General features: G+C 68.3%; 28 protein-coding genes and 2 tRNA genes. 13 read left to right on the top strand and 17 right to left on the bottom strand.

Annotation, left to right across the window (positions count from 1 at the left end):
- Positions 1 to 56: 56 nt before the first annotated feature.
- Positions 57 to 836 carry a DUF881 domain-containing protein gene (locus AC1MEY_RS24240; protein ID WP_480227907.1) on the bottom strand — a complete coding sequence of 260 codons (780 nt, stop codon included), beginning with the start codon at positions 834 to 836 and terminating at the stop codon, positions 57 to 59.
- 124 nt (positions 837 to 960) lie between these two features.
- On the opposite strand from AC1MEY_RS24240, the gene crgA reads away from it, so the two are divergent.
- Together crgA and AC1MEY_RS24230 are read left to right on the top strand one after the other, a co-directional pair.
- Entirely contained in the window at positions 961 to 1,245 is a 285-nt protein-coding gene (gene crgA, locus AC1MEY_RS24235) for a cell division protein CrgA (protein WP_480227906.1), read from the top strand.
- 155 nt (positions 1,246 to 1,400) lie between these two features.
- Positions 1,401 to 1,817: a PH domain-containing protein gene (locus AC1MEY_RS24230; RefSeq protein ID WP_480227905.1), complete on the top strand. Its 417-nt coding sequence runs from the start codon at positions 1,401 to 1,403 to the stop codon at positions 1,815 to 1,817.
- Positions 1,818 to 1,881: 64 nt separating this feature from the next.
- Here AC1MEY_RS24230 and AC1MEY_RS24225 read toward each other — a convergent pair whose 3' ends face one another.
- Positions 1,882 to 2,409 (bottom strand): peptidylprolyl isomerase, encoded by a 528-nt coding sequence (locus tag AC1MEY_RS24225; RefSeq protein ID WP_480227904.1) that lies wholly within the window; start codon positions 2,407 to 2,409, stop codon positions 1,882 to 1,884.
- Between the two features lie 98 nt (positions 2,410 to 2,507).
- On the opposite strand from AC1MEY_RS24225, the gene cwsA reads away from it, so the two are divergent.
- Positions 2,508 to 2,933 carry a cell wall synthesis protein CwsA gene (cwsA, locus tag AC1MEY_RS24220; protein WP_480227903.1) on the top strand — a complete coding sequence of 142 codons (426 nt, stop codon included), beginning with the start codon at positions 2,508 to 2,510 and terminating at the stop codon, positions 2,931 to 2,933.
- 135 nt (positions 2,934 to 3,068) lie between these two features.
- Here cwsA and AC1MEY_RS24215 read toward each other — a convergent pair.
- The 10 genes from AC1MEY_RS24215 to dnaA all read right to left on the bottom strand — a co-directional run bounded on the left by AC1MEY_RS24215 (position 3,069) and on the right by dnaA (position 15,258).
- A tRNA-Ala gene (locus AC1MEY_RS24215) sits at positions 3,069 to 3,141 on the bottom strand.
- A gap of 143 nt (positions 3,142 to 3,284) precedes the next feature.
- Positions 3,285 to 3,358 (bottom strand) — tRNA-Ile (locus AC1MEY_RS24210).
- Positions 3,359 to 3,432: 74 nt separating this feature from the next.
- Positions 3,433 to 4,365 (bottom strand): DUF3566 domain-containing protein, encoded by a 933-nt coding sequence (locus AC1MEY_RS24205; RefSeq protein WP_480227902.1) that lies wholly within the window; start codon positions 4,363 to 4,365, stop codon positions 3,433 to 3,435.
- Between the two features lie 45 nt (positions 4,366 to 4,410).
- On the bottom strand, positions 4,411 to 6,924 hold the full coding sequence (gene gyrA / locus AC1MEY_RS24200) for a DNA gyrase subunit A (protein WP_480227901.1): 2,514 nt from the start codon (positions 6,922 to 6,924) through the stop codon (positions 4,411 to 4,413).
- 55 nt (positions 6,925 to 6,979) lie between these two features.
- The gene (gyrB, locus tag AC1MEY_RS24195) at positions 6,980 to 9,025 is read right to left on the bottom strand and encodes a DNA topoisomerase (ATP-hydrolyzing) subunit B (protein ID WP_480227900.1); all 2,046 of its coding nucleotides are present in this window, start codon (positions 9,023 to 9,025) and stop codon (positions 6,980 to 6,982) included.
- Between the two features lie 234 nt (positions 9,026 to 9,259).
- The gene (locus AC1MEY_RS24190; RefSeq protein ID WP_480231649.1) at positions 9,260 to 9,769 is read right to left on the bottom strand and encodes a DUF721 family protein; all 510 of its coding nucleotides are present in this window, start codon (positions 9,767 to 9,769) and stop codon (positions 9,260 to 9,262) included.
- A gap of 62 nt (positions 9,770 to 9,831) precedes the next feature.
- Positions 9,832 to 10,992: a DNA replication/repair protein RecF gene (gene recF / locus AC1MEY_RS24185; RefSeq protein WP_480227899.1), complete on the bottom strand. Its 1,161-nt coding sequence runs from the start codon at positions 10,990 to 10,992 to the stop codon at positions 9,832 to 9,834.
- 41 nt (positions 10,993 to 11,033) lie between these two features.
- Positions 11,034 to 11,927, bottom strand: a complete 894-nt coding sequence (gnd, locus tag AC1MEY_RS24180) for a phosphogluconate dehydrogenase (NAD(+)-dependent, decarboxylating) (RefSeq protein ID WP_480227898.1) — start codon at positions 11,925 to 11,927, stop codon at positions 11,034 to 11,036.
- A gap of 26 nt (positions 11,928 to 11,953) precedes the next feature.
- Positions 11,954 to 13,153 (bottom strand): DNA polymerase III subunit beta, encoded by a 1,200-nt coding sequence (gene dnaN / locus AC1MEY_RS24175; RefSeq protein WP_480227897.1) that lies wholly within the window; start codon positions 13,151 to 13,153, stop codon positions 11,954 to 11,956.
- Between the two features lie 620 nt (positions 13,154 to 13,773).
- Positions 13,774 to 15,258 (bottom strand): chromosomal replication initiator protein DnaA, encoded by a 1,485-nt coding sequence (gene dnaA, locus AC1MEY_RS24170; protein ID WP_480227896.1) that lies wholly within the window; start codon positions 15,256 to 15,258, stop codon positions 13,774 to 13,776.
- A 538-nt stretch (positions 15,259 to 15,796) separates the two neighbouring features.
- Here dnaA and rpmH point away from each other — a divergent pair.
- From rpmH to AC1MEY_RS24125, 9 genes are all read left to right on the top strand, one after another.
- Positions 15,797 to 15,940, top strand: a complete 144-nt coding sequence (gene rpmH / locus AC1MEY_RS24165; protein WP_073695092.1) for a 50S ribosomal protein L34 — start codon at positions 15,797 to 15,799, stop codon at positions 15,938 to 15,940.
- Positions 15,941 to 15,959: 19 nt separating this feature from the next.
- Positions 15,960 to 16,301 carry a ribonuclease P protein component gene (gene rnpA / locus AC1MEY_RS24160; protein WP_480227895.1) on the top strand — a complete coding sequence of 114 codons (342 nt, stop codon included), beginning with the start codon at positions 15,960 to 15,962 and terminating at the stop codon, positions 16,299 to 16,301.
- Entirely contained in the window at positions 16,298 to 16,603 is a 306-nt protein-coding gene (gene yidD, locus AC1MEY_RS24155) for a membrane protein insertion efficiency factor YidD (protein ID WP_480227894.1), read from the top strand. The genes rnpA and yidD overlap by 4 nt, the downstream gene beginning before the upstream one ends.
- A gap of 43 nt (positions 16,604 to 16,646) precedes the next feature.
- Positions 16,647 to 17,768, top strand: coding sequence for a membrane protein insertase YidC (yidC, locus tag AC1MEY_RS24150; RefSeq protein ID WP_480231648.1), 1,122 nt, complete (start codon positions 16,647 to 16,649; stop codon positions 17,766 to 17,768).
- Positions 17,769 to 17,826: 58 nt separating this feature from the next.
- A complete protein-coding gene (locus tag AC1MEY_RS24145) occupies positions 17,827 to 18,357 on the top strand; it encodes a Jag family protein (RefSeq protein WP_480227893.1) in 531 nt (176 codons plus the stop codon).
- Between the two features lie 67 nt (positions 18,358 to 18,424).
- Complete coding sequence (gene rsmG / locus AC1MEY_RS24140) at positions 18,425 to 19,126, top strand: 16S rRNA (guanine(527)-N(7))-methyltransferase RsmG (RefSeq protein WP_480227892.1); 702 nt, start codon at positions 18,425 to 18,427, stop codon at positions 19,124 to 19,126.
- Positions 19,123 to 20,121: a ParA family protein gene (locus AC1MEY_RS24135; RefSeq protein ID WP_480227891.1), complete on the top strand. Its 999-nt coding sequence runs from the start codon at positions 19,123 to 19,125 to the stop codon at positions 20,119 to 20,121. Before rsmG ends, AC1MEY_RS24135 begins: the two co-directional genes overlap by 4 nt.
- Positions 20,118 to 21,104: a ParB/RepB/Spo0J family partition protein gene (locus AC1MEY_RS24130; protein WP_480227890.1), complete on the top strand. Its 987-nt coding sequence runs from the start codon at positions 20,118 to 20,120 to the stop codon at positions 21,102 to 21,104. Before AC1MEY_RS24135 ends, AC1MEY_RS24130 begins: the two co-directional genes overlap by 4 nt.
- Positions 21,105 to 21,316: 212 nt before the next feature.
- Entirely contained in the window at positions 21,317 to 22,054 is a 738-nt protein-coding gene (locus AC1MEY_RS24125; protein WP_480227889.1) for an acetyltransferase, read from the top strand.
- Positions 22,055 to 22,063: 9 nt separating this feature from the next.
- Here the strand turns inward: AC1MEY_RS24125 and AC1MEY_RS24120 are convergent, their stop codons facing one another.
- From AC1MEY_RS24120 to AC1MEY_RS24105, 4 genes are all read right to left on the bottom strand, one after another.
- Positions 22,064 to 23,254: an N-acetylmuramoyl-L-alanine amidase gene (locus AC1MEY_RS24120; protein WP_480227888.1), complete on the bottom strand. Its 1,191-nt coding sequence runs from the start codon at positions 23,252 to 23,254 to the stop codon at positions 22,064 to 22,066.
- Between the two features lie 139 nt (positions 23,255 to 23,393).
- The gene (gene trxA, locus AC1MEY_RS24115) at positions 23,394 to 23,720 is read right to left on the bottom strand and encodes a thioredoxin (protein WP_480227887.1); all 327 of its coding nucleotides are present in this window, start codon (positions 23,718 to 23,720) and stop codon (positions 23,394 to 23,396) included.
- A gap of 12 nt (positions 23,721 to 23,732) precedes the next feature.
- Positions 23,733 to 24,704 (bottom strand): thioredoxin-disulfide reductase, encoded by a 972-nt coding sequence (trxB, locus tag AC1MEY_RS24110; RefSeq protein WP_480227886.1) that lies wholly within the window; start codon positions 24,702 to 24,704, stop codon positions 23,733 to 23,735.
- A gap of 118 nt (positions 24,705 to 24,822) precedes the next feature.
- Positions 24,823 to 25,068 (bottom strand): hypothetical protein, encoded by a 246-nt coding sequence (locus tag AC1MEY_RS24105; protein ID WP_480227885.1) that lies wholly within the window; start codon positions 25,066 to 25,068, stop codon positions 24,823 to 24,825.
- A gap of 112 nt (positions 25,069 to 25,180) precedes the next feature.
- On the opposite strand from AC1MEY_RS24105, the gene AC1MEY_RS24100 reads away from it, so the two are divergent.
- Entirely contained in the window at positions 25,181 to 25,501 is a 321-nt protein-coding gene (locus AC1MEY_RS24100; RefSeq protein WP_480227884.1) for a hypothetical protein, read from the top strand.
- Here the strand turns inward: AC1MEY_RS24100 and sigM are convergent.
- A complete protein-coding gene (gene sigM / locus AC1MEY_RS24095; RefSeq protein WP_480227883.1) occupies positions 25,495 to 26,067 on the bottom strand; it encodes an RNA polymerase sigma factor SigM in 573 nt (190 codons plus the stop codon). The genes AC1MEY_RS24100 and sigM overlap by 7 nt on opposite strands.
- Positions 26,068 to 26,159: the final 92 nt, after the last annotated feature.

Genomic DNA, 26,159 nt, shown 5'->3' with positions numbered 1-26,159 from the left:
CCGCCACGGTCCACCGACGATCCGCGTCACACGGGCCCACACTCGACGGCCGACGATCAGTACCCGAGTGGACCCGCCGGCGTCGCGAAGCGCAGCCGCACCGGGGGCTGGTAGCCGACGACCTCGACCTCGTCGCGTGCCTCCTCGGTGTAGCCGAGGCCGAACCGGGTGACGTAGCGCCGGTACAGCGTGACCAGGGGAGCGGCGGCCAGGGCGGACTGCATCGCGGACACGTCGCCGACCGCGGTGATGACGTACGGCGGGCTGTAGGTACGGCCGTTGAGCAGCAGCGTGTTGCCGACGCAGCGGGGTGCGGACGTGCCGATGATGCGCTGATCCTGCATCTGGATGCCCTCCGCACCCGAGCCCCACAGCGCGTTCAGCACCGCCTGCACGTCCTGCTGGTGGACGACGAGGTCGTCGGGGGAGGCGTCGCGCGGGAACTGACCGTCGGCGTCGCGTTGGGCGTCGTTGAGGGTGACCACCAGCCCGGGGCCGCGCAGCGGGGCGACGCCGGCGTCGACGGCCAGCGCGTCGGCCCGATCGGTGAGCGCGGACAGCGCGGCGTCGGCGCCGGGGGAGCCGCCGCCGTGGTGGTTGTCGACGTCGTTCACCAGCGCGTCGCGCTGCGCGGACAGCCGGTCCACCGACTGCTGCGCCTCGCGGACCAGGTCGACCAGGCGGGGGGCGTCGCTGCGCCGGATCTCGTCGCCGCCGGACACGGTGTGCGTGGTCGCGAGCAGGAGGCCCGCGCACAGGCACACGACGGGGACGCCGAACCGCCATACGGAACGGCGCGGGGCGTGGCCGTCCGTCGGCGACGTCTGCCGCTGCATCGGTTCCCCCTCCTGCCGTCCGGAGTCCTCCCGGGACTCCCGCCCGCTGCGATAGGCTCACGGGTGCGTCGGTTCCATCGTCGCACCAGATCACCGCCAACATCGCAGTCAGCCGAAGGTACGCATGCCCAAGTCGAAGGTCCGCAAGAAGAACGACTTCACCGCCAACCCGGTGAGCCGTACTCCGGTGAAGGTGAAGGCCGGGCCGTCACCCATGTGGTTCGTCGCGCTGTTCATCGGTCTGATGCTGTTCGGCCTGATGTGGCTGCTCGTCTTCCAGCTCGCCGCCACCAACCCGGTGGACGCGCCCAGCTTCCTGACCTGGATGGCCGATCTCGCGCAGTGGAACTACGCCATCGCCTTCGCATTCATGATCACCGGTCTGTTGCTCACCATGCGGTGGCGATGACCTCATCGAGCCCCGAGATGAATTCATCTTGGCCTCGCTGCGTTACCCGAATCGCAACCTGTGCGTCACCCAATCACATCGATGTGATTCATCCCCATTGTGCATAGCGCCTGTGGATAACCGGATTGACCACGCATAGAGGGTGTGAATAGTCAATGCAGCAAACATCGTGGGCTCCGCCGACCGGCGGCATCGCTGCCTGCGGCGTCTTCGGTGTTCTCATGGGAATAGCCGCTGTGACCGTAGTCACAGACCCTCCGGGCCGCTTCCTCGCAGGCGTTGCCGGCGCCGGGCTGTTGCTGTTCGCCATCATGTCGTGGCGGGCCCGGCCGAAACTGGCAATCACCGACGACGGGCTCGTGGTGCGCGGCTGGTTCAGCACCCACGTCGTCCGGCGCGGCGACGTCGGCGCCGTCCGCATCACGGAGTTCCGCCGCATCGGACGCAAGGTCAAGATGCTCGAGATCGACACGGTGCCCGACGACCGCCTGCTGGTGTTCACCCGCTGGGATCTGGGGACCGACCCCCTCGACGTGCTCGACGCGCTCACCGGCGCCGGCTACGTCCCCTGACACGACACTGCGCGCCCCCCGATGATGGGTGGGCGCGCAGCTGTGTGCGGTCAGTCGGTCCCGATCAAGAAATGGTGATGGACTCGATCACGACGGGCTCGGTGGGGCGATCGCTGCGATCGACCGACGTCGAGGCGATGGCGTCGACGACCTTCTGCGACTCCGGATCGACGACCTCGCCGAAGATGGTGTGCCGGCGGTTCAGGTGCGGCGTCTTGCCGACGGTGATGAAGAACTGCGAGCCGTTGGTGCCGGGGCCCGCGTTGGCCATCGCCAGCAGGTAGGGCTTGTCGAACTGGAGCTCCGGGTGGAACTCGTCGTCGAACTGGTAGCCCGGTCCGCCGCGGCCGGTGCCGGTCGGGTCGCCGCCCTGGATCATGAAGCCGGAGATGATGCGGTGGAACACCGCGCCGTCGTAGAACGGGCCCGAGGCGCCGCCGGTGGCGTTCTCGGTGCTGTAGTCCTTGGTGCCCTGGGCCAGGCCGACGAAGTTTCCGACGGTCTTCGGGGCGTGGTTGCCGAAGAGTGCGATCTTGATGTCGCCGCGGTTCGTGTGAAGCGTCGCGGTCGCGGTCTGAATTGGGCTGGTCACGAAAATCAGTCTGCCATTCTCGGATCCGCGGCAGTCGCCGCCCCCGCATGAATAGGGTCATGGCTGGAAGTACCGCCCGCGCGTAGAGGAGTCGAACGATGAGAGCCAAGACGACCGTCACCCGGTTGACGCCCCGAGAGCGGCTCACCCGTGGGTTGAAGTACTCGGCCGTCGGCCCGCTCGACGTCACCCGCGGCGCCGTGGGGGTCGGCGTGAACTCCGTGGGGTCGTCGGCGGGTTGGGTGCGCGACCGCTACCGCAGTGGACGCCTGCGCAAGGATCTCCGGGCCGCGCAGAACGCGATCGCCGGTGAGTTGGCCGCGGCCCAGGAGGCGGTGGCCAACCTGCCGCAGACGCTGCAGGGGACGCGTCGCGCCAAGCGTCGGCCCCGTCCGCTGGTGCTGGTGGCTGCCGGCGCGGCGGTCCTGGTGGTGGGCGGGGTGTCGTTCTCGATCATCCGGCGCTCGACGCAGCCCGACCCGTCGCCGCTGCCGCCGAGCGTGGACGTGACGCCGAAGCCGTAGCTTTCGGGGGACGCTGGTGCAGATCTCGCGTGACGTGCGCCGAGATCTGCGTCAGCGTCGTTCAGCGGATGCGTCCACGACGCTCGTGCAGATCTCGCGGCCGCAACCGGCCAGTCGAGTGGGGGAGAAGAAGTGTGGAGCCTAGGAGATTCGAACTCCTGACATCTGCCTTGCAAAGGCAGCGCTCTACCAACTGAGCTAAGGCCCCCTCGGGACGGATCAGTCGGGCTGGTCCGCGGCTACGTGCCACACCTCGACACAGGTGCGCGCTCGGATCACCAGCGCGCCCGCCGCCAGGGCGGTCAGCACTACGAGCAGTCTCACGTCGCACCTTCCTCGAAAGGAAAACCGTGGGCCTAGGAGGACTCGAACCTCCGACCTCTTCGTTATCAGCGAAGCGCTCTAACCACCTGAGCTATAGGCCCGTAATCGCATGTGAACCGAGCGCCGAGATTACCCCAACGGCGGCCATGCGCCCAAACCGCGCCGGACGGGACGGTCAGTCCCGGTCGGCGAGTGTGATCTCCACGCCACCGACGAGGTCGGTGGTGAGGTTGTAGATGAACGCCCCGCAGGTCGCCATCGCCGTCAGCAGGATGATGTTCATCAGGCCGACGAGTGCGGCGCCACCGAAGATCGTGCCGCTGGACACCAGCTCGCCGCCGCTACCGCTGGCGCTGGTCAGGAGGTCGCCGACGTTGCTGTTCAGCTTGCTCCAGACGCCCATGCCGCCGAGCACGAGGTACAGGAACGCCACCGCGATCATCCACACGAAGAACAGGGCGACCGACAGCACCAGCGAGACCTTCAGCACGCTCCACGGATCGAACCGCCGGATCTGCATGCTGGCCCGCACCGGACCCTGCGACCGGGTGGCCACCTGCGGCCTGGTCGCGGGCCTGGCCGGCTGATCCGGGCTCGGGGGCTTGCGCGCGCCCGAGCGCGGCGCGCCACCCGACAGGTCGGGGAGCTCACTGGCGTACGTCTCCGAGCGCGTCTGGTCCGGCCGGGGCTGATCCGAGCGCGGCTGCTCGGACCGGGGCTGTTCGGACCGGGGTGCCTCACCCTCCCGCGGCGTCGACGACTCGCGAGCCGGCACCTCACGGGTGGTTGCGGCATCGCGGTTCGCGGGCGGGGGAGTGGCCGGACCGCCCGACATGAACCGATTGATCCGGTCGTCGACGCCGGGTGCACGCCCGGCAGGCGATCCCGTCCGCACGCCCTCGGGCGCCGGACGCTCGGCCGTGCCCTGACCCTGGCGGGCCCGGGCCGTGCCGCGCTGCCACGGTGGGACGTCGCCGCCCTCGTTCTGCGGCCCGTTGCGCGACGGTCCTCCCGCCGAGCCACCGTCCGAGGGGCCACCCGTCGAGCCGTTGCCGTTGGCCGGCCCGTCACCCGCACGCGGATACCCCGGGTCATTCGGTGAGCTCACGCTCGGCTCCTCATCTCACGCCGGACGAAACGAACGGCGTGGCGTCTACTCGGGCGCCTCGTCCTCAACGACGTCCTCCGCTGCATCTTCGTCGGCATTGCGTGCGACGGCAATCAGTGTGTCGCCCTCACCGAGGTTCATCAAGCGCACCCCCTTGGTTTGCCGGCCGGCCTTGCGCACCTGACGTGCGGCGGTCCGGATGACACCACCGTTGGAAGTGATCGCGTACAGCTCGGTGTCGTCGTCCACGATCAACGCTCCGACCAGCGTGCCACGCCTGCGGTCGTATTGGATCGTGAGGATCCCCTTGCCACCGCGGCCCTGTGCCGTGTACTCCTCGATCGCGGTGCGCTTGGCGTAGCCGCCCGACGTCGCGACCAGCAGGTACGTGCCCTCGCGGACGACGTTCAGCGACAGCAGCTGGTCCTCCTCGTTGAACCGCATGCCCTGCACGCCCGAGGTGGCGCGGCCCATCGGCCGCAGCGCCTCGTCGGTCGCCGAGAAGCGGATCGACTGGCCCTTCGCGGACACCAGCAGCAGGTCCTCGGTGGCCGAGCACAGCACGGCACCGACGAGTTCGTCGCCGTCGCGGAGATTGACCGCGACGATGCCGCCGGAGCGGTTGGAGTCGAAGTCGGTGAGCTTGGACTTCTTGACCAGACCCTTGCGCGTCGCCAGCACCAGGTACGGCGCGTCCTCGTAGGACTTCAGCTGGATCACCTGCGCGATGCGCTCCTCCGGCTGGAACGCCAGCAGGTTCGCGACGTGCTGACCACGTGCGGTCCGCGACGCCTCGGGGAGCTCGTAGGCCTTCGCACGGTAGACCCGGCCCTGCGTGGTGAAGAACAGGATCCAGTCGTGGGTCGAGCAGACGAAGAAGTGGTTGACGATGTCGTCCTGCTTGAGACCCGCACCCTGCACGCCCTTGCCGCCGCGCTTCTGGCTGCGGTACAGATCGGACTTGGTGCGCTTGGCGTAGCCGGTCTCGGTGATGGTGACCACCACCTCCTCGCGCGCGATCAGATCCTCGTCGGCGACGTCGCCGTCGGCGGGGATGATCCGCGTGCGACGGTCGTCGCCGTACTTCTCGACCAGTTCGGCGAGCTCGTCGTGGACGATCGCGCGCTGCCGCTCGGGCTTGGCGAGGATGTCCTCGAGGTCGGCGATCTCGGCTTCGATCTTCGCCAGGTCGTCGACGATGCGCTGACGCTCCAGTGCCGCGAGGCGCCGGAGCTGCATGTCGAGGATCGCCTGCGCCTGGATCTCGTCGACGTCGAGCAGCTCGATCAGGCCTGCCCGGGCGACGTCCACGTTGGCCGACGCACGGATGAGCGCGATGACCTCGTCGAGCGCGTCGAGCGCCTTGACCAGACCACGCAGGATGTGGGCCCGCTCGTTCGCCTTGCGCAGCCGGTACCGGGTGCGCCGGACGATGACCTCGAGCTGATGGACCACGTACAGCCGGATCAGCTGGTCGAGCCGCAGCGTGCGGGGGACGCCGTCGACGATCGACAGCATATTGGCGCCGAAGCTCGTCTGCAGCTGGGTGTGCTTGTAGAGGTTGTTCAGCACGACCTTCGCGACGGCGTCGCGCTTGACCTCGACGACGATCCGCAGACCGACGCGGTCGCTGCTCTGGTCCTCGATGTTCGAGATGCCGGCGAGCTTGCCGTCGCGCACCTGGTCGGCGATCGAGGTGATGAAGTTGTCGTGGTTCACCTGGTACGGCAGCTCGGTGATGACGAGCAGCGTGCGGCCGCGCGCGTCCTCCTCGACCTCCACGACGCCGCGCATCCGGATCGAGCCGCGGCCCGTCGTGTACGCGTCGTGAATGCCCTGCGACCCGACGATCAGTCCGTACGTGGGGAAGTCGGGGCCCTTGACGCGCTCGGTGACCGCGGTGAGCGTGGTCTCCTCGTCGGCCTCGTAGTTGTCGAGGCACCAGAACACCGCCTCGGCGAGTTCGCGGAGGTTGTGCGGCGGCATGTTGGTGGCCATGCCGACCGCGATGCCGCCGGAGCCGTTGGCCAGCAGGTTCGGGAACCGGCTGGGCAGGACCGTCGGCTCCTGCACGCGACCGTCGTAGTTCGGGATGAAATCGACTGTCTCCTCGTCGATCTCGCGAAGCATCTCCATCGCCAGCGGCGTCAGGCGTGCCTCGGTGTACCGCATGGCCGCCGGCGGATCGTTGCCCGGCGAGCCGAAGTTGCCCTGCCCGTCGACCAGCGGGTAGCGCAGCGACCACGGCTGCGCCATGCGGACGAGGGTGTCGTAGATCGACGAGTCACCGTGCGGGTGGTAGTTGCCCATCGTCTCGGCGACCGACCGTGCGGACTTCGCGTGCCCGCGATCGGGACGGAAGCCCGAGTCGTACATCGCGTACAGCACTCGGCGGTGCACGGGCTTGAGCCCGTCACGGACCTCGGGCAGCGCGCGACCGACGATGACGCTCATCGCGTAGTCGATGTAGCTGCGCTGCATCTCCTGCTGGATGTCGACCGGTTCGATGCGATCGGTGGTCGCGCCGTCTTCGCCCGGGGGCAGGGTGGTGTCTGTCATGTGCTCCTCGCTCGTCTATGAGCAGCTCGGGAAGGGGGGAAGAGGTCGTCAGACCTCAGACGTCAAGGAAGCGAACGTCTCTCGCGTTGCGGGTAATGAAGCTGCGGCGCGCCTCGACGTCCTCGCCCATGAGGATCGAGAAGAGTTCGTCGGCCGCGGCGGCATCGTCGAGGGTGATGCGACGCAGCACGCGCGCACTGGGATCCATGGTGGTCTCCCACAGCTCCTTGGCGTCCATCTCGCCGAGACCCTTGTAGCGCTGGATGCCGTCCTCGGTGTTGATCCGCCGGCCGGCCGCGCGGCCCGCCTCGAGCAGACCGTCGCGCTCGCGGTCGGAGTACGCGAACTCGGGCTCGCTGCGCTGCCACTTGAGCTTGTACAGCGGCGGCTGGGCCAGGAAGACGTGTCCATTCTCGATGAGCGGCTTCATGAATCGGAACAGCAGCGTCAGCAGCAGCGTCGAGATGTGCTGGCCGTCGACGTCGGCGTCGGCCATCAGGACGATCTTGTGATAGCGCAGCTTGGTGATGTCGAACTCGTCGTGGATGCCGGTACCCAGCGCGGTGATGATCGCCTGGACTTCGGTGTTCTTCAGGACGCGGTCGATGCGGGCCTTCTCGACGTTGATGATCTTGCCGCGCAACGGGAGGATCGCCTGGTACATCGAGTCGCGACCACTCTTGGCCGAGCCGCCGGCCGAATCGCCCTCCACCACATACACTTCGGACAGCACGGGGTCGGTCGAGCGGCAGTCGGCGAGCTTGCCGGGCAGGCCGCCGATGTCGGTGGCGCTCTTGCGGCGCACCAACTCTCGGGCCTTGCGGGCCGCCATCCGGGCCTGGGCCGACTGGACGGCCTTGTTCAGCACCGTCTTCGCCTCGGCCGGATTCGACTCGAACCAGTGGCTGAGCTGCTCGTTGCAGATCTTCTGCACGAACGACTTCACCTCGGTGTTGCCGAGCTTGGTCTTGGTCTGGCCCTCGAACTGCGGGTCGCTGACCTTCACCGAGATGACGGCGGCCAGACCTTCGCGGATGTCGTCGCCGGTGAGGTTGGGGTCCTTCTCCTTGAGCAGCTTCTTGTCCCTGGCCCACTTGTTGACCACGGTCGTCAGCGCGCTGCGGAAGCCCTCTTCGTGGGTGCCACCCTCGTGGGTGTTGATGGTGTTGGCGAAGGTGTGCACCGACTCGGAGTAGCCGGCGTTCCACTGCATCGCGATCTCGACCTCGTGGCCGGGACCCTTGCCCTCGAAGTCGATGATGCTCTGCTGGATCGGCGTCTTGGTGCGGTTGATGTGCTTGACGTAGTCGACCAGGCCGCCGGGGTAGTGGAAGGTGCGGTGCTTGACCTTGCCGACGCCCTTGGCCTCGGTCGCCTTCTCGGCGGCCTCCTCGTCGGCGGTCTTCGGCGCCTCGGCGGTGTCGCTGACCACCTCGTCGACGACGTCCTCGGCGCTGACCCGCTCGTCGGTCAGCTCGATGGTGAGCCCCTTGTTGAGGAACGCCATCTCCTGCAGGCGACGCGCCACGGTCTCGAAGTCGTAGACGGTGGTCTCGAAGATGTCGGGATCCGCCCAGAACCGGATCGTGGTCCCGGTCTCCTTGGACGGCCCGCCCTGGGCGAGCGTGCCGGGCACCGAGCGGTCGTAGTACTGGAACCACTCGTGGCCGTCGCGCCGGATGGTGGCCTCGAGGCGCGTGGACAGCGCGTTGACCACCGAGACGCCGACGCCGTGCAGACCACCGGAGACGTTGTAGCCGCTGTTCTCGCCGCCGAACTTACCGCCGGCGTGCAGCTGGGTCATCACGACGTCGACCGTCGGGGCGCCGCTGGCGTGCATCTCGACGGGGATGCCACGGCCGTCGTCGGTGACCTGGACGCTGCCGTCGGAGCAGATGGTGACGTCGACGCGGCTGGCGTAACCCGCCATGGCCTCGTCGATCGCGTTGTCGACGACCTCCCACACGAGGTGGTGCAGGCCGCGCTCACCGGTCGAGCCGATGTACATGCCCGGACGTTTCCGGACGGCCTCCAAACCCTCCAGAATGGTGATCGCGGAAGCGCCATACTCTTTGGGTTCGGTCTTCTTCTGGGCAGCCACGTTGGACGCGTCTCCTTGGTCTTTTCGGGGGATCGGCGACTAAGGGGCACGAGGCCCCTCGCGGATCTCCACGCCAGTCTACCGTCAGCTACGGTCCACACTGACTCTCAGGCGGCGTTTTCGGATACCTATTTACGCCCTGCACGGAATTTCTCGACCAGAATCGCGTCCCGACGCCGGAGGACCCGACTTTCGAGATTGTCGCGGCGCTGAGCCGCCGGTCGACGAGGCGCTCTAGCCGTACGTGTCGCGGGGTCCGCGACCCGCGATGTGGTACTTCCCGTGCCGCCAGGACGGCGCGGACGGTCCCACGATCTTCAGCGTCGTCACGACGCCGTCGCCGACCGCCGCCGCGATCTTCGCCAGCAGCTGGGACTGCACCATCCGCAGCTGGGTCGCCCACGCGGTGGATTCCGCCTCGACGGTCAGCACGCCGTCCTGCAGGGACTTCGGTGCGGCGTGCGCGGCGATCTGCTCGCCGACGACCGACGGCCACTGACCCAGCACCGATCCCTCGGCCACGCGGGTGGTCCATCCGCGCCGACGCGCGAGGTCGGACGTCGCCGATCCCAGGGTCTGCGGATCGCGGGCGTCCGGACCTGGCCCCGACCACGACCGGCGACCGCCCCGGCCGGCGACCTTGCGCGACGGGGCGCTGCGGCCGACTCCGCCACGGCCCACGTCCTTGCCCTGGCTCTTGGCCGCGCCGCGCGCCTCCTCCAGGGTGCGGCGCACCAGGTCCATGCCCTTCAGGTGGGCCAGGTGGTCGGGCGGTCCGGACCGCTCGTCGTCCGGACGCTCGCCGGTCACGCCATCACCTCTGACATTCGTCCGTCCTCGTCGTCCCGCATCCCGATCTGGATGCGGCGGGCATCCCAGTCCGCCGGGATGTCGTCGTGCACGGCGGCGGTCACCAGCACCTGCTCGGCCGTCGACGCGACGCCCACCAGCGCCCGGCGCCGCGACTCGTCGAGTTCGGCGAACACGTCGTCGAGCAACAGCACCGGATCACTCCCCTCGCTGCGCAGCAGTTCGTAGGCGGCCAGGCGCAGGGACAGCGCCATCGACCACGACTCCCCATGGCTCGCAAAGCCCTTCGCGGGCTGTTCGCCGAGCCGCAACTCCAGATCATCGCGATGGGGTCCGACAAGACACACCCCGCGCTCGAGTTCGGCGGTGCGGCGGCGGGCCAGTTCGGCCAGCAGCGCGGACTCGTACAGGTCGACGTCGACGGTGCCCGCCGCGGCCTCGGCCTCGACCATCTCGACCCCGCTGCGGTAGCGCACCGACGCGGGCCGCGATGCCGGGGCCAGCAGCTGATAGGCCTTCTCGACCTCGGGTCCGAGCTGGGTCACCAGGTTGACCCGCGCGGCGATGAGCTGTGCGCCGTAGACAGCCAGGTGGCCGTCCCACACGTCGAGGGTCTCCAGCGCGCTCGAGTCGCCGCGGTATCTGGCGCCCGACGAGGTCTTCAACAGCGCCGTGCGTTGCCGGACCACCTTGTCGTAGTCGGCGCGGACGCCGGCGATGGACGGCCGCCTGGTGGTCGCGAGTTCGTCGAGGTAGCGGCGGCGTTCGCTCGGATCACCACGGACCAGCGCCAGGTCTTCCGGCGCGAACAGCACGGCGCGCAGCGCCCCGAGGATCTCGCGCGCACTGCGCACGGGGGAGCGGTTCAACCGGGCCTTGTTGGCGCGGCCGGCGGTAATCTCGAGATCGATCGCCAGTTCGCGACCCTCGTTGACCACGATGCTCGACACCACGGCACGCTCGGCGCCCTCGCGGATCAGCGGGGCGTCGGACGCCACCCGGTGCGAGCCGAGCGTCGCCGAATACCAGAGTGCCTCAACGATGTTGGTCTTGCCGAAGCCGTTCGATCCCACGAACACGGTGCGACCCGGCTCGAGGTCCAGCTCGACCCGCTGCCATGATCTGAAGTCGTTCAGTACGAGACGCCGGACGTACAACTAGTACCGGCCCCACCGACGTCGCGCCGAGGTAGCGCCGGTCACCCCGACTCGCTGATCCTCTTGACGGCGTGACCACCGAACTGATTACGCAGCGCCGCAACGGCTTTCATCGTCGGCGAGTCGTCCTGGCGGGACAGGAAGCGCGCGAACAGCGATGCCGCAATGCCCGGCACCGGAACACGGAGCCGGATGGCCTCCTCGACGGTCCAGCGGCCCTCGCCGGAATCCTCGGTGTAGCCGGAGATGTCGTTGAGTCCCGGATCGTCCTTCAGGGCCTTGGCCAGCAGCTGCTGCAGCCACGACCGCACCACGGTGCCGTTGGTCCACGCCTGGTACACCGCTTGCGGACTCGTCACCAGCGGCTCGGCCGAGAGCATCTCGTAGCCCTCCGCGTAGGCCGTCATCAACGCGTACTCGACCCCGTTGTGCACCATCTTCGTGAAGTGCCCGGCACCGACCTCGCCGGCGTGGACGAAACCGTCCTCCTTCGGGCCGGGCGGACGCAGGGTGTCGAAGATCGGCATGGCACGTTCGACGTTCTCGTCCGAGCCACCGATCATCAGGCCGTAGCCCTCGGTCAGACCCCAGATGCCACCGGACACACCGGCATCGATGAAGCCGATTCCCTTCTCGTCCAACAGCTTCGCGTGCGGCCCGTCCTCGGTGTAGCGGGAGTTGCCGCCGTCGATCACCAGGTCGCCGGGAGAGAGCACCTCCGACAGCGAGACGATGGTGGTCTTGGTGATCTCACCGGAGGGGACCATCACCCAGACCACGCGCGGCGCGTCGAGTGCCTCCGCGAGGGCCTCGAGCGTGGGGACGTCCGTGACTTCCGGGCGCGGGTCGAAGCCGACCACCTCGTGGCCACCCTCGCGCAGGCGCTCACGCATGTTGAAGCCCATCTTGCCGAGCCCGACCAACCCCAATTGCATGTGCGCTCTCCTGAACTCGGGGCCGGTCAGCCTGGTAGGCGCACCGGCATCAACAGATAGACGTAATCGGTCTGGCCAGCGGGGAACGGTCCGCTGGAGCCCGCGTTCCCACCATCATCTCCCGCGGGCCGCAATACCGCGGGGCGACTGGGTGTCGTGAAGCCGAACGTCACCTTCTCGGAGTGCAACGAACCCAGACCGTCGGTGAGGTAGGTCGGGTTGAAGGCGATCGTCAGGGGGTCGCCGGAGAACTCGACGGGCAGGTCCTCCTCGGCACGACCGACGTCCTCGGCACCTGCCGAGAGGTGCAGTACGTCCGAGTCGAACTCCATGCGCACCTGGGCGCCGCGGTCGGCGACGAGGGCGACGCGCTTGATCGCCTCGGTGAGTTCCGCGACGTTGATGGTGGCGATCGCGGTGTGCTCCGACGGCAGCAGCTGACGGAACTTCGGGAACTCGGCGTCGAGCAGCCTGCTGGTGGTCCGCTTGCCGTTGCTGCGGATGCCGAGCAGGCCCTCCTTGCCGACCGACTCACCCGAGCCGAGTGACAGGTGGACCTCGTTGCCGTCGGATCCGGCCTTCGCGGCCTCGGACAGCGTCTTGGCGGGAACCAGCACGGCGGCCTCGATGTCCGCCGACGGCGTCGACCACGTCAGCTCGCGGACGGCGAGGCGGAACCGGTCGGTGGCCGCCAAAACGACCTTGTCTCCGGCGATTTCGACGCGGATGCCGGTCAGCATCGGCAGGGTGTCGTCACGGCCGGCGGCGATCGCGACCTGGCTGATGGCCTGGGAGAAGACGTCCGACGGGACCAGGCCGGTCTCCTCGGGAAGGCTCGGCAGCGTCGGGTAGTCCTCGACGGCCATGGTCGGCAGGGAGAAGCGGGCGCTGCCGCAGCTCAGTGCGACCCGGGTGCCCTCGACGCTCACGTCGACCGGCTTGGCCGGCAGCGACCTGGTGATGTCCGACAGCAGCCGGCCCGACACGAGAACGCTCCCGGGCGATGCGATCTCGGCGGCGACGCGGACCTCGGCGGACACCTCGTAGTCGTATCCGGAGATCGTCAGACCCTCGTCGGTTCCGGTCAGGAGCACACCCGACAGCACCGGCACGGTGGGCCGGGTCGGCAGGATCCGCGCAACCCACGCCACGGCATCGGCGAAGTCCTCGCGCACCAGGCGAAACTTCAGATCCGTCAGACCCGCAGTCGTCGTCGCCACGTCCATAGCGTCCCTTCGCTGAAACCCCAACAAGCGCTGAGCAGCGAGATCGGCGATGTTCTCGCGATCGATCGTGCCGCTGCGGTGTGACGAGCCTACCGACCGTCGCCGACTCACCGTAGAGCCTTCCACGTGAACTTGAAAGCCGATCGGCGCGGCCGTCCGGCCGCGTTTCCGAGGGCGTCGGGCCGGTGCTCCGACGGTGTGTCCCCAAGCCCTTTGTTCTAGAAGAAGAAGATGAAGATAAATGAGTATTAGTAATAGGGCCTGTGCAGTCTGTGGATGACGGGCCGGATCGGCAGGTGGGACGCGGTGCGGGGGTGTGCACTGCTCGTGCACCGAATTCGGCGCACGCCGAGTGGTTTGTGGATGACTGCCCCTGGGTACACCGGCGCCGCTTCCAGACGGCGGGTTGCCCCACGGCTGTGCACAGGTCGGTCCACGAGGTCCGGCTGTGACCAGTGGTGCCGACGGTGCTGAAGTTTTTCGGAACCGGCGAGGAGTATGTCAGCCGGCAGCGCGTGTCGGCGGAATGACACGCCGGGGGATCGAGGCGTGCACGGGCGCCACGACGACGACCGCGGCCGATTTGACGCGGCGCGGGCGGGGTGAATTGGAAGGGGAGATCAGCGCTTGGAGCGCTGGCGGATCCGGGTGGTCAGCTCGGAGACATGATCGAACACCTCACGCCGCTCGGCCATCTCGCCGCGGATCTTCTTCTCGGCGTACATGACCGTGGTGTGGTCGCGGCCGAAGGCCTGGCCGATCTTCGGCAGGGAAAGATCGGTGAGTTCCCGGCACAGGTACATGGCGATCTGACGGGACTGGGCCAGGGCACGCGTCTTGCCGGGCCCGCGGAGCTCCTCGACCGAGATCTGGAAGTAGTCCGCCGTGGTCGCCATGATCGTCGCGGTGCTGATCTGCATGGTGCTGGAATCCGAGATCAGGTCCCGCAGCACGATTTCCGCCAGCGACTTGTCGATCGCGGTCTTGTTGAGCGACGCGAACGCGGTGACGCGGATCAGCGCCCCCTCGAGCTCGCGGATGTTGCGCTCGATGCTGCTGGCGATGAGTTCCAGCACGTCGCCCGGCACGTCCAGGCGATCCATCTGCGCCTTCTTGCGCAGGATCGCGATCCGGGTCTCGAGTTCGGGCGGCTGGACGTCGGTGATCAGGCCCCACTCGAAACGCGTGCGGAGCCGGTCCTCGAGTGTGGCCAGCTGCTTCGGCGGCCGATCGGAGGAGATCACGATCTGCTTGTTCGCGTTGTGCAGCGTGTTGAAGGTGTGGAAGAACTCCTCCTGGATGCCTTCCTTGCCCTCGATGAACTGGATGTCGTCGACCAGCAGCACGTCGATGTCGCGGTAACTCCGCTTGAACGACGCCTTGCGGTCGTCGCGCAGCGAGTTGATGAAGTCGTTGGTGAATTCCTCGGTCGACACGTACTTCACGCGCATGCCGGGGAAGAGCCGCTGCGCGTAGTTGCCCGCCGCGTGGAGCAGGTGGGTCTTGCCCAGACCGGACTCACCCCAGATGAAGAGTGGGTTGTAGGCGCGGGCCGGCGCCTCGGCGATCGCGAGGGTGGCGGCGTGGGCGAAGCGGTTGGACGCTCCGATGACGAACGTCTCGAAGGTGTAGCGCCGGTTCAGGCTGACGTCGGCGCTGGGATCGGCCGGCTTGCGGTTGAAGTAGCTCGGCCAGCTGGCTTCCGCGCTCGCGAGTGCTTCGCCGTCCTCGTCCACCTCGTCGGCGTCGGGATTGGGCACCGACGGGTGATCGTCCGAGTCGGATTCGAGGATGGGCTCGGGATCGGCGATCCGCACGCCCAGCTCGACGCGCTGCCCGAGCCGACGGCTGAGGCTGGTGACGATGTGTTCGCGAAGGTGCCGTTCGATCTCGTTCTGGACGAACGGGGTGGGAACGGACAGCAGGGCGAAGCCCTCGGTGATGACCAGCGGCTTGACCATCTTGAGCCAGGCCCGTTGCTGGGGCGTCAGGACCGAGAGCGTGGCCGCGCCGTTGCCGGAGTCGGACGAATTCGCGTCACCGTTGAGTTCGGCGACGACGTCGTTCCAGACGGCGACGAACGGAGGATCGGGGTCCGTGGTCAACGAGACGTTCCCCCTAGCGGCCAGTCAGCGCAGGTGGCCGAATATGACGATGCCAAAACTGTCCACAACGTTATCCACAGTCTGTGGACAACTGACAGCGGTGTCGTGTCGATGTCTATCGGTGGGACGGACGTGGTCTGCGAGCTCGTCACAGTGGTCGACGGACCGTGGGCTCGCGGGTGGTGGCCATCCTCGTTCGTGGTTCTCAGTGGTCTTTCGCCGGTCGTCTCCGAAACGGCACTGCCAGAAGCTAACAGTTTTCCTCGCGGGTGCCAACCGTTCTGCAACATTGTCCGACGCGATCTGCGGGAGTCCGAAAACGACGTGGAGCGGGGGTGGAGGATGTGACTCGTGTGGCGTGTCCCGCACCCGACGGCAGTGGTTTGACCTAGGGAAATCTCGTCAGTACCCTCGAACAGTCGCCCGAACGTGGTGACACGGCTGCGACCTGGAACCTCGGGGTTTTACGCGCCGGGGCTAGCAAGCGGTCCGTACCACCAAGGGTATGCGCCGCAACACGTATTGAGGAGTGACAGCCGTGGCCAAGGGCAAGCGGACGTTCCAGCCGAACAACCGGCGTCGTGCACGCGTGCACGGCTTCCGGCTTCGGATGCGCACCCGTGCCGGCCGGGCCATCGTGTCCGCGCGGCGCGGCAAGGGTCGCCGTTCTCTCACTGCGTGATTAGCCGCAGGTTCTAGCGGTGCTTCCGGCTCAGTACCGGATGACGCGGTCGGTCGACTTCGGGATGACCGTGAATCGGGGCGTGCGAGCGGCACAGCCATGTCTGGTGGTCCATGCACTCCGGTCCGACGACGATCAGACGACGGCACCCAAGGTCGGTCTGGTCGTGTCGAAGAGCGTCGGCAATGCCGTGGTACGCCACCGGGTGTCCCGGCGGCTGCGGCACGTCGCCCGAGACGTCATCCCGGACCTCGAGCCCGGTGACCGACTGGTGATCCGCGCACTCCCCAGGAGCTGCGACGCGCCATCCGCCCGACTCGACCGCGAACTGAAGACCGCGCTGCGGAAAGCCCGGCGATGAGTCGCTGGTCGCCGTCGAGGGCTCTGGCGCGCGCCGCCATCTACGCCATCGAGCTGTACCGGAACATGATCTCGCCGTACCGGCCGCCGTCGTGTCGCTTCACCCCGACCTGCAGTGAGTACGCGGTCGACGCGCTCCGCGGGCACGGTCTGGTGCGCGGCACCTGGCTCGCGATCGTGCGGCTCGCGAAGTGCGGACCGTGGCATCGGGGAGGATGGGACCCGATACCCGAACCGCGGCACCATCACGGCATACCCGCGGCTGATGGAGCCGCGACGTTGAGGAGCGATTCACTTGTTTAACTGGGCGAGCCTGGACTACATCTACTACCCGGTCTCGGCGATCATGTGGCTCTGGTACAAACTCTTCGCCTTCGTGCTGGGGCCCGCGAACTTCTTCGCCTGGGCGTTCTCGGTCGTCTTCCTGGTCTTCACCCTGCGCGCGATCCTCTACAAGCCCTTCGTCCGGCAGATCGAGACGACCCGGCAGATGCAGGAATTGCAGCCGCAGATCAAGGCGCTGCAGAAGAAGTACGGCAAGGACCGCCAGCGCATGGCGCTCGAGATGCAGAAGCTGCAGAAGGACCACGGGTTCAACCCCATCCTCGGCTGCCTCCCCATGCTCGCGCAGGTGCCGGTGTTCCTCGGCCTCTACCACGTGCTGATGTCCTTCAACCGGACGCAGACCGGGTTCGGCCGGCTCGGGCTGAGCGTCGAGGAGAACAGCTCGATCGGCAACTACGTATTCAGTGCCACCGACGTCGGACACTTCCTGGACGCCAACCTCTTCGGTGCACCGCTGGGTGCGTCGATGATCCAGACCGTCGGCCTCGGTGCCTTCACGGAGTTCGATCGGGCGGCGGTCATCGCCGTCGGCGTCCCGCTGATGATCCTGGCCGGCGTCGCCACCTACTTCAACAGCCGCGCCTCGGTCGCCCGCCAGAGCCCGGAGGCCTCGGCCAACCCGCAGACCGCGATGATGAACAAGCTGGCGCTCTACGTGTTCCCGCTCGGCGTGGTCGTGGGTGGTCCGTTCCTGCCGATCGCGATCATCCTGTACTGGGTGTCGAACAACGTGTGGACCTTCGGTCAGCAGCACTACGTCTTCGGCAAGATCGAGAAGCGCGAAGAGGCCGCCAAGCTCGAAGCGAAGGAACGCGCCTCGTCGAACGCGCCGACCCCGGGCGCCCGTCCGAAGCGCAGGTCGAAGCCCGCTCCGGGTGCGAAGCCCGTCGTCGGCGCCAAGCCGGGTGAGCCAACGGTGGCCGGCGACGCCGAGACCTCGGCGGTCTTCGAGGACGAGGTCCAGTCCGACGGCGATGGCGTCCAGCCGCCCAAGCCCGCGGCCAAGGCACCGGCCAAGGCCCCGCCGGCGAAGGGCACCCGCAACGGAGCCGCGAAGAAGGCCGGGGCCAAGCAGACCCAGCCCAACCGAAACCCCAACCGGCCGCGCAAGCGTCGGCCCTGACCGCACGTCCCGTGGGCACACCCCACGGGTCGGGCGGTGAACGAGGAAGGACGACAACATGACAGACGCAGATACCACCGAGCGCCCCGCCGAGGCGGACGCGGACGAGGCCAAGACCGGGAACCTGGAGGACCATCTGGTCGCCGAGGGTGAGATCGCCGGTGACTACCTCGAAGAACTCCTGGACCTGCTCGACTTCGACGGCGACATCGACCTGGACGTCGAGGGTGACCGCGCGGTGGTCAGCATCGACGGCGGGACAGACCTCAACAAGCTCGTCGGCCGCAAGGGGGAGGTGCTCGACGCACTGCAGGAACTGACCCGTCTCGCCGTGCACCAGAAGACGGGGGAGCGCAGCCGGCTCATGCTGGACATCGCGCGATGGCGTCGTGGCCGCCGTGACGAACTCGCGGCGCTGGGCGACAAGATCGCGCAGCGCGTGCTGAAGAGCGGCGAGCGCGAGGAGCTGGAGCCGATGACCCCGTTCGAGCGCAAGATTGTGCACGACGCGGTCGCTGCGGTCGATGGTGTGCGCAGCGAGAGCGAAGGCGCAGAGCCGTCTCGTCGCGTCGTCGTCCTTCCGGGCTGACCCCGCACACGCGGGGTTCGCGCACAGAGTTACATCCCTGTAGTTCCCTCGAGTCGGTGGCGGAGGAATGTTTCACGTGAAACATGGCGAAGCGCCACCGGCACCGCCCGAGGCGGTCGAGGTCTTCGGTGCTCGGCTCGAGGACGCGGAACGATACGTCCGCGTCCTCGCCGGTGCCGGTATCGAGCGTGGCTTGATCGGTCCCAAGGAGATCGACCGGCTCTGGGAGCGGCACGTGCTCAACAGTGCCGCTGTGGCCGAACTCATCGAGGACGGCGAGACCGTTGTCGACGTCGGTAGCGGAGCCGGCCTCCCCGGCATCCCGATGGCCTTGGCCCGTCCGGCCGCCCGCATCGTTCTGGTGGAACCGCTGCTGCGGCGCGCGGAGTTCCTGACGGAGGTCACCCAAGAATTGGGGCTCGAGGTGACGGTCGTCCGCGGCCGCGCCGAGGAGAAGACAGTGCGGCAGCAGGTCGGCCAGATCGATGCCGTCACGTCGCGCGCCGTCGCCTCGCTGGACAAGCTGACACGGTGGTGCCTGCCGCTGGTCCGCGACGGGGGACGGATGCTGGCGATCAAGGGCGAGCGGGCAGAAGAGGAAGTCGTCGAGCATCGCCGGGTCATGAACTCGTTGGGTGTGGCCGACGTAAGGGTGGTGAAATGTGGCGTGAACTATTTGACTCCACCCGCAACCGTGGTCGTGGCGCGACGCGGAACGCGGTCATCACGGACGAGCCGAATGGCGCGCCCGAACAGGAGCGAACAATGACACGTACTGACCGCCCGGCCGTTCGACGTCCGGGGGACCGGGCCGCTGACGGCGCCAATGTTTCACGTGAAACATGGCTGCCTCCGGCTGAGCCGGACTGGCAGGACCCCGCGATGGGTACGCCCATCGGGGAGGAAGCCGAGCGCGCCGTGAAGATCCTGCACCGCGCGAAGGGGCAGGGACTTCCGCGGCCCCGGCGCCAGCGGGTGTTCACGATCGCCAACCAGAAGGGCGGCGTCGGCAAGACGACCACCGCGGTGAACGTCGCCGCGGCGATGGCGCTGCAGGGGCTGAACGTACTCGTCATCGACCTCGACCCGCAGGGCAACGCGAGCACCGCGCTGGGCATCGAGCACCGCCCAGGCACGCCGTCGTCGTACGAGGTGCTGATCGGGGAGATCACCCTGGAGGAGGCGCTGCACCGGAGTCCGCACAACGAGCGTCTCTACTGCGTGCCGGCGACGATCGATCTCGCCGGCGCCGAGATCGAACTGGTCAGCATGGTGGCCCGCGAGACGAGGCTTCGCAACGCGCTCGCGAGCCTCAAGCAGCACGACTTCGACTACGTCTTCATCGACTGCCCGCCATCGCTGGGGCTGCTGACCATCAACGCGTTGGTGGCCGCACCCGAGGTGCTGATCCCGATCCAGTGCGAGTACTACGCGCTCGAAGGCGTGGGCCAGTTGCTCCGCAACATCGAGATGGTGAAGGCGCATCTCAACCAGAGCCTCGAGGTCTCCACCGTCATCCTGACGATGTACGACGGGCGCACCCGGCTGGCCGATCAGGTCGCCGAGGACGTTCGCTCGCACTTCGGGCCCAAGGTCCTGCGCACGGTCATCCCGCGCAGCGTCAAGGTGTCGGAGGCGCCGGGCTACGGCATGACGATCCTCGATTACGACCCCGGTTCGCGCGGAGCCATGAGCTACTTGGATGCCAGCCGCGAGATCGCCGAACGCGCGGACACCCGGACCAACACGGAGGAGCGGGAATGACACAGCCGCAGCGGAAGCGCACGGGCCTCGGCCGTGGGCTGGCGTCGCTCATCCCGACCGGTCCGGCCGACGGCTCCGAGGGCAACCTGCGGATGGGGTCCGCGGCGGCCGACGTGGTGATCGGTGGCGCGCCGGGTGGACCCATCGTTGACCCCGGCAAGGACGTCGGCGCGGTGTACCGGGAGATCGATCCCGCCGCCATCGAGCCCAACCCGAAGCAGCCGCGCTCCGTGTTCGACGGCGAGGCGCTCGCCGAACTGGTGCACTCGATCCGCGAATTCGGGCTCATGCAGCCGATCGTGGTGCGGCCCATCGAGTCGGTCGAGGGCAGTCCGCGCTACCAGTTGGTGATGGGGGAGCGGAGGTGGCGTGCCGCACAGGAGGCGGGGATGACGACGCTGCCCGCGATCGTGCGCGAGACCGCCGACGACAACATGCTGCGCGACGCGCTGCTCGAGAACATCCACCGCGCGCAGCTGAACCCGTTGGAAGAGGCGGCGGCGTACCAGCAGTTGCTCGACGAGTTCGGGGTCACCCACGAGGAACTGGCCACGCGGATCGGGCGCTCGCGTCCGGTGATCAGCAACATGATCCGGTTGATGCGGCTCCCGGTCGCGGTGCAGCGCCGGGTCGCGGCGGGCGTGCTGTCGGCCGGCCACGCTCGGGCGCTGCTGTCCCTCGAAGCGGGTGCCGAGAAGCAGGAGGAGCTCGCGGCGCGCATCGTGGCCGAGGGCCTGTCGGTCCGCGCGACCGAGGAAGCCGTCACGCTGGCCAACCGCGAGGACGAGAAGGCGCCGGCCAACCCCCGCCGCAAGCCGATCCAGATGCCCGGACTCCAAGACGTGGCCGAACGGCTGTCGTCGGCGTTCGACACCCGCGTCACGGTGAGCCTCGGCAAACGCAAGGGCAAGATCGTGGTCGAATTCGGGTCGGTCGACGATCTGCAGCGAATAGTTGACCTCATGAACGATGCGAAGGCATGACCAGCCACACCACGTAATTACGTCACTGTGACACTCGACCCGCCCGATCACCGGCTCGCGACCCGCTCCAGGAGGAAAACCCTTGTCCGCCAGAAGGATTGGTCTGAGGACGGCGTCGCGGTGAGCATCGGACCGCTCTCCGGGCCGCACACTCCGGCGTCTCCTATCCTGGAGGGGCATCACTGGCCGTCATCCGAACGCAGGGGAGTCTAGTGTCCGCGCGCATCGCCCCGTTGCGGCTGCAGGGCTTCGAGCAGCTGCCGAAGCACGCCCGCCGCTGCGTGTTCTGGGAGGTCGACCCGGCGACGCTTCCGGGAGACGACCACCTCGCCGATCCCGAGTTCGAGAAAGAGGCATGGCTGTCGATGGTCATGCTCGAGTGGGGGTCCTGCGGCCAGGTCGCGATCCCGTGCGGACCCGGCGAGGACGCGGAGCCGGACACGGAAGCGCCGTGTCTGGGCTACGCCTTCTACGCCCCGCCGCGCGCCGTCCCTCGCGCCGGCCTATTTCCGACCGGACCGGTCAGTGCCGACGCCGTCCTACTGACGACGATCGGCGTCGAGGCGGGTGACGACGGCGACGTCCTGCCGCGGGGACTCGTCGCCGCGGTCGTAGCGGATCTGGTGCGCCGCGGTGTGCGCGCGCTCGAGGCGTTCGGCCGCACCGCCGACGCCGCCGACCTCACGGATCCCAGTCAGGTGACGCCCGAGTTGCGGGCGGTCGTCGCGGCTCTGGGGGATTGCTCGACCGAGCAGTGCATCCTCGACGCGGACTTCCTCACCGACGTCGGGTTCGTGGTCGTCGCCGAACACCAGTACTTCCCGCGCCTGCGGCTCGAACTCGAGCAGGGTCTCGGGTGGAAGGCCGGAGTCGAGGCTGCCCTCGAGCGACTGCTGGAGACGGCGCAGCTGCGGGAGCCCGTGGGCGCCGGCGCCAATCCCTGTTCCTGACGGAACGGGTCAGCCGTTGGCGGCCTGCTGCTCGACCGACAGTTCGTGCGCGAGGAGTTCCGCGAACGTGAACGTGCCCGTCGGCCTGTCGTTCTTGCCCAGCAGGTAGAGCCGCTTCACCGACGCGAGGATGCCCTCGGCGATGGAGTCGCGGATCTCGGGGGAGGCCAGACGGTCCCGGTCGTGCGGGCTGCTGATGTAGCCGACGTCCACCTGCACGGTGGGCATGCGGGTCAGACGCAGCAGATCCCACGTCCGGCCGTGCGTGCGGCAGTCACGCAATCCCGTGCGCGCCACCACTTCCCGCTGAATGAAGTCGGCGAGGTTGCGGCCGATCGTGGACACCGAGCCGTGCGCGTTGCCGAAGTAGAACGACGCGACGCCGTTGGCGGGCGAGCCGGGCAGGGTGGCGCAGCGCAGGCTGATCATCAGGTCGGCGCCGACGGTGTTGGCGGTGTTGGCGCGCTCGGCGTCGATCGGGCTGCGGGCCACTGGCCGCGACAGGAACGTCTCCATGCCGATCGCCGTCATGCGGCCTTCGAGACGGCTCGCCAGATCCCAGAGGATGTCGGCCTCGCTGATCGGGCCAGAGGGTCCGTTGATGATCAGCCCGTGATCGTCGGCGCCGCGGCCCGGATCGATGATGACCCGCTTGCCGGACAGGCGGGGACCGGAGCGGCGGACCAGCTCCTCCTCGCGAATCGCGTGCGGGGAACCGCCGGTCACCCGGGAGCCGAGGAAGTACAGCGAGCGCAGCGTCTCGGGCCCGCAGATCCCGTCGGGGTACAGGCCGTACTCCCGCTGGTAGGACATCAGGCTGTTGTGCGTCTGCAGACCGAAGTGCCCGTCGACCAGGTTCGTGTAGAAGCCGAGGTCCTGCAGGCGGGCCTGCAGGGTTGCGACGTCGTCGCCGTACATCGGCGCGCCGAACTGGTGAGCCAGCGTCCGGGCGCCGAGGCGGTAGGACGCCTCCCGCAGGGCCCGGGCGGTCGCCTCGCCGACGACACCGTCGACGAGCAGCCCGCGGTGCTGCTGGAAGGCGCGGACGGCCTGGTCGAGGTCCTCGTCGAAGACGTCCAGCGCGAAGTGCTTGCCGGTCGTCAGATCGTCGTCGGGGCTGTCGACCAGGCCAAGCGCCGAGAGAGCGGCACGGATCTCGGTGACCGCACCCCCTCGGTCACCACGGCGCAGACTCGACATAACCAGGCCCTTCGGTCTCGGATCGCGACCAGAACCACGCCGGCCGGCGCAGATCAGCTAGCCAGCATTGTCGCAGACGGCCGCGAAAATCCGGAAACCAAGAGGCCAGCCGCGCCGCGTGGCGGGGGTCTGACCGCTCCTAGTCGGCGAGCTCGCGCAGCAGCGCGGCCTTGCCCTTCGCGCCCACGATCCGCTTCACCGGCTGGCCGTCCTTGAACAGGATCATCGTGGGGATCGACACGACCTGGAAGTCCCGCGCGGTGGCGGGATTGGCGTCGACGTCGATCTTGGCGACGGTCAGCTCGCCGGCCTTCTCGGTGGCGATCTCCTCGAGTACGGGGGCGACCATCTTGCACGGCCCGCACCAGGATGCCCAGAAGTCCACCAGGACCGGGGTGCTGCTGGACAGCACGTCGGTCGAGAAGGAATCGTCGGTCACCTTCACCGTATTGGTGTTGTCGCTCATGGGATCTCCTTGTTAGACGGGTGCGGAGGTTTCTTGGTCGGTGGCGATGACCTCGTGGTCGGCGAGCCACCGCTCGCTGTCGATCGCGGCCGAACAGCCGCTGCCTGCGGCGGTGATCGCCTGGCGGTAGGTGTGGTCCACGAGGTCGCCGCAGGCGAAGACGCCGTCGAGCGACGTGGCCGTCGTGCGGCCCTGGACGCTCACGTAACCCTCGTCGTCCAGCTCGACCTGTCCGCGGACGAGGTCCGACCGGGGGTCGTGACCGATGGCCACGAAGACGCCGGTGACGGCGAGCTTGGACTCCTCGCCGGTGACCGTGTCCTGCAGGCGCAGGCCGGTGACCTTGGGCTCACCCTCGACTTGGGTCACCGCCGTGTTGGTCAGCACCGTGATCTTCTCGTTCGCGCGGACGCGGTCCAGCATGATGCGGCTGGCGCGGAACTCGTCGCGGCGGTGGATCAGCGTGACGTGGCTGGCGAAGCGGGTCAGGAAGAGGGCCTCCTCCATGGCGGAGTCGCCGCCGCCGACCACGGCGATGTCCTGGTCGCGGAAGAAGAAGCCGTCGCAGGTGGCACAGGTGCTGACGCCGGTGCCGATGCGTTCCTGCTCACCCGGGATGCCCAGGTGGCGCGCCGCCGCACCCATCGCGAGGATCACCGAGTGGGCCGAGAAGGTCTCGTCGCCGACGGTGACCGTCTTGATCGGGCCGTCGAGGGACACCTCGTCGACGTCCTCCATGCGGAGGTCGGCGCCGAAGCGCTCGGCCTGCTCGCGCATCTGGACCATCAGCTCGGGTCCTGTGATGCCGTCCTTGAAGCCGGGGAAGTTCTCGACCTCGGTGGTGGTCATCAGCGCGCCGCCGAACTGCACGCCCTCGAACACGATGGGCTTGAGCTGGGCGCGCGCGGCGTACACCGCTGCGGTGTAGCCGGCGGGTCCGGAACCGATGATGATCAGGTCGTGGACCGTGGAAGCTGAAGTCATATCCGTCCTCGTCATGTCTAGCCGTCCCGAGCGTCTCGGTCCGGCACGCGTATAACACCAGCGTAGGGTGCGGTGTTCCCCCGTGTGCAGGCCGTGCTGGTGTGTCGGGTACCCCGGTCTACCGTGCCGGACGCCTGCGTCGACGTGCGGCCGCGAGCAGGCCGACGGTCACCGCGGCGGCGACGGCGGCGACGATCCTCGCCCCCGGTACCGGCGCGGCGGATGCGGTGGACACCGGTGGCGCCGAGGTCAGGGCCGCGACGATGCGTGCGGTCACCTCGGGCGGCACCTCGGGGGCGGTGTCGGCCCGGTGCAGCTGGGCGAGTTCCCGACGCACCCGGTCGACGGCGTCGTCCTCGGTCACGGGTCCTCCCATGTCTGTCGGCGTGTTCCTGGACACCTGCCGTGCATCACCCGTCCAATCCGGAATCCACGGGTGCGGCACGGCGTTCAATGAAGGGTAGGCGGAACGTCACGTGCCGCCCGGAGAGGTCGTCACCACGATGTTCAATCGAAGGATCGCCACGATCGGCTCTGCGGCCGTGATGGGGCTGGGTGCCTTCGCCGCCGCGGCCGGCATCGCCGCCGCACCCGCTGCCGACGCAGCGCCGTGCAGCCAGTTCATCCAGCCGTACAACCCGTACATCCAGACCTGTGGCATCCCGAACAAGCCACCGGTGGTGCGCGGGGCGTCGCCGGGCGCCGGCGCCATCATCGCGTGCCGCAACATCCCCGGGTGCCTGTCGTCGGTCGTCAACGGCGGCCCGGGGTATGGCTTCGGCGGTCGCGGCTACTGACCCACCGCGGCCTCGCGCCCCAGGGGGCGCAGGGACTCCGCCAGCTTTGCCCTGCCCCGGGCGCAGCGGCTCTTGACGGTGCCCTCCGGCACCCCGAGCAGTCGGGCGGTCTCCGCGATCGAGTAGCCGTGCATGTCGACGGCCACGATCGCCGCGCGTTGGTCGACGGGTAACCGCAGCAGCGCCCTTTCGATCATCAGCGCGGTGTCCAGCACCGACGTCGGATCGGTCGCCGGGTGCACGTCGTCCGCCAACGGCACCGTGGGGTGGGACTTGTTGCGGCGCAGACGATCCAGGCAGGCGTTGACGACGATGCGGTACAGCCAGCTGCTCACCGAGGAGTCGTGCCGGAACGTCGGCGCGTTGCGGTGCGCCTTCAACAGGGCGTCCTGCAATGCGTCCGCGGCGTCGTCGGGGTTGTGACTGGTGAGCTGCGCGAGCCGGTACAGCTGACGGCGATGCCGGTGGAACAGCGTGGCGAACGCGTGCCGATCGCCCGCCACGTGCGCAGCGAGCAGTTCCGCATCGGACCGGTCGCCGTCGGCAACGCCTGCGAAGGTGCTCACAGCCACACCCTAAGCAGACGCGGAGGGCCCTCCCGACACCAGTTTCGGCGGCGCGCGGTTCTGCCCCCTGACCAGGCCGGACGCCGTGCCGG

The organism is Mycobacterium sp. PTI7, assembly GCF_056679845.1.
The sequence above is the reverse complement of the archived record's forward strand: the minus strand, read 5'-3'. Positions and strand labels throughout refer to the sequence as shown.